Origin of the sequence: Streptomyces mutomycini (assembly GCF_001700505.1) — a bacterium.
Lineage (GTDB): Bacteria > Actinomycetota > Actinomycetes > Streptomycetales > Streptomycetaceae > Streptomyces > Streptomyces mutomycini.
This window is the reverse complement of the sequence record NZ_MAPV01000049.1, coordinates 19970-27815: the sequence shown is the minus strand read 5'-3', so window position 1 is coordinate 27815 and position 7846 is coordinate 19970. Positions and strand designations below refer to the sequence as shown.

Annotated in this window: 7 protein-coding genes; 5 read left to right on the top strand and 2 right to left on the bottom strand. The window is 70.6% G+C overall.

Features of this window, described 5'->3' with window-relative positions:
• Window positions 1–29: 29 nt before the first annotated feature.
• A complete protein-coding gene (locus BFF76_RS07825) occupies window positions 30–542 on the bottom strand; it encodes an anthrone oxygenase family protein (RefSeq protein ID WP_065847749.1) in 513 nt (170 codons plus the stop codon).
• 339 nt (window positions 543–881) lie between these two features.
• Between BFF76_RS07825 and BFF76_RS07820 the strand changes: the two genes are divergently transcribed.
• Window positions 882–1760 (top strand): septum formation family protein, encoded by an 879-nt coding sequence (locus BFF76_RS07820; RefSeq protein ID WP_031096140.1) that lies wholly within the window; start codon window positions 882–884, stop codon window positions 1758–1760.
• 127 nt (window positions 1761–1887) lie between these two features.
• On the top strand, window positions 1888–2685 hold the full coding sequence (locus tag BFF76_RS07815; protein WP_065847747.1) for an N-formylglutamate amidohydrolase: 798 nt from the start codon (window positions 1888–1890) through the stop codon (window positions 2683–2685).
• 9 nt (window positions 2686–2694) lie between these two features.
• On the opposite strand, the gene BFF76_RS07810 is transcribed toward BFF76_RS07815, so the two are convergent.
• Window positions 2695–3126: a VOC family protein gene (locus tag BFF76_RS07810; protein ID WP_031096138.1), complete on the bottom strand. Its 432-nt coding sequence runs from the start codon at window positions 3124–3126 to the stop codon at window positions 2695–2697.
• Between the two features lie 267 nt (window positions 3127–3393).
• Here BFF76_RS07810 and BFF76_RS07805 point away from each other — a divergent pair, with 267 nt between their 5' ends.
• The 3 genes from BFF76_RS07805 (at window position 3394) to BFF76_RS07795 (ending at window position 7793) form a co-directional block, all read left to right on the top strand.
• Window positions 3394–3978: an SMI1/KNR4 family protein gene (locus BFF76_RS07805; protein WP_065847745.1), complete on the top strand. Its 585-nt coding sequence runs from the start codon at window positions 3394–3396 to the stop codon at window positions 3976–3978.
• Window positions 3979–4218: 240 nt separating this feature from the next.
• Window positions 4219–6258 (top strand): hypothetical protein, encoded by a 2040-nt coding sequence (locus BFF76_RS07800; protein ID WP_065847743.1) that lies wholly within the window; start codon window positions 4219–4221, stop codon window positions 6256–6258.
• Window positions 6249–7793, top strand: a complete 1545-nt coding sequence (locus BFF76_RS07795; RefSeq protein WP_141695576.1) for an ABC transporter substrate-binding protein — start codon at window positions 6249–6251, stop codon at window positions 7791–7793. Before BFF76_RS07800 ends, BFF76_RS07795 begins: the two co-directional genes overlap by 10 nt.
• Window positions 7794–7846: the final 53 nt, after the last annotated feature.

The following is a 7846-nucleotide window of genomic DNA, read 5'->3' as shown; positions in this document are numbered from 1 at the left end:
CGCCGGGCGCCGGGCGCCGGGGATCTTGCCTACGAGCTCAACTCCCCGGCGGCCGCGCCGTGGAGGTAGAGCGCCCAGAGCAGCGCGCCGAGTGATGCCGTGTGGAGGACGGCGCGGACCGTGTTCCAGGTGGTCCAGCGGTCCTCGAAGGCTGCGCGCGCGTCCCTGAGACGGTCAGGGGCCACGTCGAGCGGCACCTTGTCGAGCGTGTCGTTGAGCGGGACGTTCCGCGTTCCGGTGACAAGGAACGCCGCCGCGTACAGCACCAGCGCCGCGACGATCCACGGCATTCCTCCCGGACTGTGGCCCTTCGCAGCGAGGACCGTCGCCAGCACGAGCGACGGCAGGGGCAGCAGGAACGGGATGAGGAACCAGGCGTTGATGATGACCCGGTTGATGTGCTGCATGCTCCGGACGAAGGCCCGGTCGTCCGTGCGGGACAGGCCCGGCATGACGGCGTACGCGAAGGCGCAGAACAGCCCGGCCATCAGGGCCGCTCCGACGGCCGAGGCGAGGAGTGTCACGGTCTGCAGTGTTCTCATGCGTGCTCCGAGTCCGGCCCTGCGGCCTGTTGGGCGAACTGGATGACAGCCGCGCCGGGCTGGTGATCTGAAGCGGCGCTCGCTCCACGGCGCCCCTCGGTGCTCCGCGCTGCTTCACACAGCGGCATCGCTATCCGGACACAACCTACTACGCGCGCGACTCCCGCTTCCGGGCCTCCGGGAGCGGAAACGGCTGCCGAATGCGCAGGTACGGGAGTTACTCGCGCAGTGCGGAGCAGGGTGCTTCATCCGGACACCACCCATGCACAACATGGTCACGTTCATGCCATACGATGCGCACACCTGTTCACAGTTCTTCCGTTTGAGGATGCCCACGTCATGTATTCCGGTGTCACGTCCCGTTCAGTGCGCGGCATGTCCGCAGCCGTCGCCCTCCTCGCGATAGGTGCGGTGGGCTGCGCCGACGTCATCGACAGCGCCAAGGCCGGCGCGAAAGAGGCCGTGCGTCAGCGGTCGGTCTTCTCCCTCGCTCCGGGCGACTGCTACAACCCGAACAGCGGGGCGACCGAGGGCGAGGAGTTCGGCGTCGAGATCGTGCCGTGCGGGGAGGCCCACAAGGGCCAGGTCGTCGGAGAGTTCGACATCGAAGGGGAGTCGGAGTACCCCGGTGACGACGGGGCGACGAAGATCGCCGACGAGCGGTGCCCGGCGGAGTCCGAGAAGTTCATCAACGACACCTGGGCGGTGCCCGCGGGTGTCGACCTCTTCTACTACTACCCCACGAGCCAGAGCTGGAAGACCGGCGACCGGGCCGTGAGCTGCACGTACGCCAAGGAGTCGGGCACGTTCTCCGGCTCGCTCAAGAGCAAGTCCCTGAACGCCGACCAGCTCGCGTTCCTCAAGGGCTCCAACGGTGTCTACGAGGCGTTCTGGAGCAACCAGCCCGAAGCGGAGCAGATCGAGGACGACCTGGCCGGCTACAAGGCGCAGGCCAAGGCCGTCGCCACGGCGCTGAGCACCCATCTGGCAGGCCTCGAGGGCATGAAGCAGCCGGAGGCCGGCAAGCTCCGCACGAAGTTGGAGGGCGCCGCCGACGCGTGGAAGGATGCCTCCTCGGCCGGCACTGTGGACGACTTCTACGTCGCCTACGACGTGGCCTTCACCGGTATCGACCCGAGCAAGACGGTCGCCGCCCGCAAGGAACTGAAGCTCGCGTCCACCGTCCCCGCCGACGACGCCGAGGTCTGGGCGGGCTGACCCGGTCCGCTCCGGCCGAGTAGCACTCGCTCCCGGGGCCCGGGTCCGCCCGGCGCCCGGGAGTGGGCGGCGGTCGCCCGTCCCCTCACAGTTCCGCCCGCCGTTCACGACCGACGAGGACCGACCGTTGATCCCCGAGTCCGCACCGTTCCAGCTCATCCCGGGCGCCGTCGAATCACCGGTGCTGCTGCATGTGCCGCACTCCTCCCGGGCCATCCCGGAACAGGTGCGGAGCGGCATCGTGCTGGACGACGGGGCACTGGAGACGGAACTCGACCACATCACGGACTCCCACACGGCTCCCCTGGCAGCCCTGGCCTCCGAGGCGTGCACGGTCCCTCCCTGGCGCTTCGTCAACTGTCTCTCCCGGCTGGTGGTGGACCCCGAGCGGTTCCCCGACGACCGGGAGGAGATGCTGGCCGCCGGTATGGGCGCGGTCTACACCCGCACCACCCACCGGGAGCCGCTCCGCCCGACCGGTACGGATCCGGAGCCGCTGCTCGACCGCTACTTCCACCCGTACGCACGGGCGATGACCGCGGCGGTCGACGAACGGCTCGCCGCGACGGGACGTGCCGTCGTCATCGACGTCCACTCCTACCCGGCCACCGCGCTCCCGTACGAACTCCACGGCACCGGCCCGCGCCCTCCGGTCTGTCTGGGCACCGACGGCTTCCACACCCCGCCCGGGCTCCTGGCCCGGGCGGAGGCTGCGTTCGGAGGGTTCGGCACGGAGCTCAACAGCCCCTTCCCCGGTACGTACGTGCCGCTCAAGCACTACGGGACGGACCCCCGGGTCGGCGCGCTGATGATCGAGATCCGTCGCGACCTCTACATGACCGAGCCGGGCGGCCCCGCCGGTCCGGGGCTCGAAGCGCTGGCCTCGGCCCTGGCCCGGCTGGTGGACGACCTCATGGACGCATGACCGGCGCTGCTACCTGGGACGGGCGTAAGGACGGGTCATGATCTCCATGTTGTGGCCGTCCGGGTCCAGGAAGTAGGCACCCCTGCCGCCGAAGAGACGGTTGATCTGCCCGGGTTCGGTGTGACGGGGGTCGGCGTAGTAGGTGACCTCGAGCGTCCGGAGCCGGGCGATCATGGTGTCGAACTGCGTGTCGGGGACGAGGAACGCGTAGTGCTGCGACTGCACCGGTGCGTCCCGCATCTCGTAGTAGTCGAGCGTCACGCCGTTCCCCAGGTCGACGGGCAGGAACGGCCCGAACGGAGCGCCGACCTCAAGGCCCAGGACCGCGGCGATGAACTCGGCCGACAGGCTGCGGTCCCTGGCGTATACGGCGTGGTGGTCCAGTTGGACGACGTCGACGCCCTGCGGGGCGCTGTCCGGGTGCTGCTGCGTGTGTGACATGTACTGATACGTCTCCGTGTCGTGGATTCCGCTGGGAAGGGGCGCCGCATCAGGGCGCCGGGCGGGATGACACAACAGGGTGGCGGGGCTCGTGCCCGCCACGCGCTCACGCGTCAGCCGGGCGTCTCTCTCTTGTGCGGCCCATGGCCGACCCGGCAGTCATACGGACAATCCTAGAGCACACAGCGCGAGTTGCGCAGGCGTCAGCCGACTCATCGCCCTCACTGTCAGTGCCGCCTCATATGCTTTGACAATCCGATCGAGGGGATGCGCGTGGAGGACGGAACAGACATCGCGTCGCTGGTGAAGGCACTGCCCACGGATCTGGGTGCGGACGAGGAGATCGACTGGGCGGCGGCCGAGGCACGTTGGGGCACACGCTTCCCGCGTGACTACATGGCTTTCATGTCGGTCTACGGCGCCGGTTCGCTGCTGGACGATCTCGGCGTCCTGATGCCCCTGCCCAAGGAGTACATCCAGTGGGACCCCGGAACCTTCGAGGAGGAGACGGAGAACGCCCGGTACACCTGGGAGATGCTGGGTGGCCAGGAGGGCCTCGACATCGACCCGGCCCACATCCTCGCGTGGGGCGTCACGTCGGGGGCCGACATCCTCTGCTGGCTCACCACCGACCCGGATCCGGACCGCTGGCCCGTCCTGGTCGCCGGGCGCCACACTCCTGAGGGCTTCACCCTGTTCACCTGCGGCATGGTCGAGTTCCTCCGCGGACTGATCCTGGACGAGCACGACCCCTACCCACTCAGCGTCGACCTGCGCGGGGCACCTCCGCGCTACGTGCACTGGCTCGAGATACAGCGGCACTGGAAGGCGGAGTCGGAGGCGGAATCCTGACCGGCCGGCGCTCACGCCCGGCTTCAGAGGCACGTCGTGTCGGCTTCGGCGCGGGCGGCACCGGCCCCCCGGGGCGCGTGAAGGGCGCACGGGAGGCGCGTAAAGAGCGCCCGGTGCGGGCATGGGAACAGTGGGCCGCTTATGCGAATAGCCTTGCCTGGCACGTGAGTTCTAGCCTTGCCTGGCACGTGAGTTCGCACATCGAGCAGGAAACGTCGTTCAGTCCGCGGGGGGAGCTGAATGGTCGACGAAAGAGCCGGCCGGTCGGAGCGGGACATCGCCGTGCGCCGGCGTGTGGCCGAGACCTTGAACAGACAGCAGGGGCCGTTGCGCCCGCTTCCGGTCCTCATGCTGCTGGGGCCGCGAGGCAGCGGGAAGACCGCGTTCACCGGGCATCTTCGCCAGTGGGCGCAGCGCGTGCCGCTGGCGAGCATCGACGCGGAGCCGGTCGGTGAGCACGGCGGGACGCCCATCGACGTACTGATCGAGACGGCCTTCCAGCTGAGTGCCCATCACGACGGCATCCCCCGGCTGGGCTTTCCCGCGCTGGGCTCGCTGCTCGCCGCCGTCGGCACCGCCGTGGACGCGCGCAGCCGTGAGCAGGCCGTGCGTGACATGGCCGAGGCGCTGCGGGCGGGGCGTGCGCGGGAGCACTCGTACCAGGAGTTGCAGGGGATCGTCGACGGCGTCGCCCAGCTCGCCGGCCTGGGGCTGCCCGGCTGGAGTTCCGTCGTGGTCCCTCTCGTCCAGGGCGGGGTGCGCATGCGGCTCGGGCTGCGGCTGCGCCGCCGCCTGGCCGAGACGTCCGCCTCCGGACCCGGGCGCGGCGCGACGGCCGACTTCCTGGTCGGCGTCAACCGGCTCTACCACGGCTATCCGGCCCAGCGGGCCGAGGCCGAGCGGGTGCTGCTCGACTCCTTCCTGGCCGATCTGCGCGCCGCCTACGCCTCCGGCCGCGCCGACCGGCTGCGGACCACGCACTGCCTCGCCCTCCTGGACAACGCGGACTCCTCCGTCGGCGAGGCCTTCCTCACGCTCCTGCTCGAATCGCGCGAGCGTTCCGGCCGCCCCGACCCTCTTCTCGTCGTGGCCACCGCGCGCAGGCGTCCGGAGACGCTCGTGCGCGCGGAGACCGGCAGCGGACACCGCCCCGACTACCGGGAGAGCTGGCCGCAGTCCGCCCGCTTCCGGCCGCTGCCGGCCGGACCGCTCCTGGTGGCGGGGCAGTTGCGTGATCTCAGCCGCCGTGAGGTCGAGGCGCAGGCGGCCGCGGCGCTCGACACGCTGCCGGCCGGTTCCGTGCTGCCGCGCACCGACAACGCGGTGCAGTGGCTCGGCTGGATCGTGTACGAGATCACCCGGGGCCACCCCGCGGGCACCGCCGCCGTGCTCGACGGGCTTCGCCGCATGCCCGCCGACCTGCCGTGGGACGCTCGGGTCCACCGGTGTCTGGCCCCGCTGGACGGCAGCGTCCAGCCCGTACCCGCACTGTCCGCCGGACCAGGGCTGCTCGAACTGCTGCAGCGCGACTGTTCCGCGCAGCTGGCCCGGCTGATGCCGCGGGCCGCCGCGGGGGTCACCCTCGGCCGGGCGGAGACCTGCGAATCACTGTGGGAGGGGCAGGAGCCGGTGCTGCGGGAGTTCGTCGGGTACTGCGCGGACGACCTGCGGACCGTGCCCGAGCCCGACGAGGGTCTGCCCGCCCTGCACCGGCTCACCCGCTTCCTGCTGCTCCGCCGGCTGGACGGCGCCCCGGAGGAGGACGGGCAGGAGGACGGCGGGCCGGGCTCGTGGAAGGGTGCGCACGGGGCGCTGCGCGCGGCAGCCGTGGCCCGGGGTGACCGGCGGGCCGTGGCGTACCACGACCTGGCGCTGGACGATCTCGGCTCGGCCGTCGACTATCTGCGGGACCGGTTCGACGAGACGGGTGCTGATGAGTGGTGCGCCGACCTGGCCTGGCTCCAGCGTGCCCCGTACCGCTGGGACGGAGCGCTGCCCGAAGCGGCCCGCGACCGGTACGAGCGCCTCGTCGGCGTCGCGGGGGGCGACCCCGCACGCCGTGCCATCACCCGGCTGCTGGCTGCCGGGTGGATCACCCCGCATCCGCGGCCCGACGGTGCCGCGCAGCCGTACGGGGACCCGCTGGGCGATCCGTACGCGGAGCTGTATCCCGACATCGTCGAGGAGTTCCTGACGCTCCGTCGGCCCATCGGCAACGAGCACGACCGCCATGTGCTGCTGCGTATGGCACAGCGCTACGAAAGGAAGCCGTGGTGGTAGCCCTCAACGACGACGACGCGTTCGTCCCCCCGCGCCCGCCCCGGCGCAAGGCACCGTGGATCGTGGCCGGAGTCGTCGTGCTGGCCGCCGCGGTGTGGGGTGGCGCCGAGGCGTTCAAGGCCTGGCAGCACAACAAGGTGGAGTGCGCGCCCGGGATACTCAAGAAGGGGGCCCGCGAGGAGTGCGTCGGAGTCAGTGACGGCTCGTTCGCCTTCGACCCCTTGCTGAAGGAGGTCATGGGTAAGATCAAGGCGGAGAACGATCGCGTCGAGAAGTCCGGCAAGAAGTACGTCTCCCTCGCCTACGTCGAGCCGGTGACCACAGTCAAGGGCGAGGAGGAGGCCAAGAACGGCCTGCGCGGCGAGCTGATGGGCGCGTATCTGGCACAGCGCGAGCTGAACGACCCCGATCTGGGCGCAGGCCGCGGCGACCTGCCGCAGATACGCCTGCTCGTCGGCAATCTCGGTCTGCGTTCCGAGCAGTGGCGGTCCCTCACCGACGATCTCGTGGCCATGTCCGAGGACGAGAACCGCCTCGTCGCCGTCGCCGGCTTCGGCCAGAGCCGCGGGGGCACCCAGAACGCCGTCGACGCCCTGCGCGAGGCGGGTATCCCCATGATGGGCGCGACGGTGACGGCGGACAGCCTCTCCGACGCGGCCCGGCCCGGCTTCTTCCGCACCTCCGCGCCCAACCGCGACCAGGCGAGGGGCGCGGCCGCCTACCTGAAGAAGCAGCAGGAGAAGGACCCGGACTTCAAGGTCGCGGTCATCCGCGACCGCAACGAGGACGACATATACAACACCTCCATGTCCACCTCGTTCACCCGGGCGGCCGCCGACCGGGGTCTGCGACTCGACGGGAGCGCGCTTGAGTTCCTCTCCGGTGTGGACGGCGTGTCCAACGCCTTCTCGTCCGTCGCCGACAAGGTGTGCGACCTCCGGCCCGACGCGGTGTTCTTCGCGGGCCGGGGCGTCGACATCCGCAACTTCATCTACTCGATGTCCGCGCCCGACCGCAGGTGCCCGGTCACGGTGATCACGGGCGACGACGCGGTCGGCGCGTACTACGGCTCGCTGGAGAGCGAGTCGCGGCGGGAGAAGTTCCGTCAGGAGTGGACGGACAGCCGGGTGACCGTCCTGTACTCGTCGCTGGCGCACCCCGCGCTGGCAGGCCGCCTGTACGCCGAGGCCAACAACCCGCTGCCGGACTTCCTCTCCCTGTACCGGGCGGAGTTCGGCGGAGCGGCCGACGACACGATGCAGGTCCTCCAGGACGGCCAGGTGATCATGGGCCACGACGCGGTCTGGACGCTGGGAGTGTCCGTGCGCAACGCGGCGGGCCCGGACGGCAAGGGGCAGGTGAACACGGGCGCCACGCTCCAGATGCTGCTCCAGCTCAGCGGCCGGGCCGCCGTGGCGGGTCTCAGCGGGCCCATCTCCTTCGCCTCGGACGGCAATCCGGACGGCAAGCCGATGGCTCTGGTGCGGATGGAGCCGTCCGGTGTGTACACCTTCCGGGAGGTACTGCGGCCGTAGGGTCTCTCGTCGGGTCGGGCTGGATCAGGGAGCGGGGTCACGGTGCGGGGTCA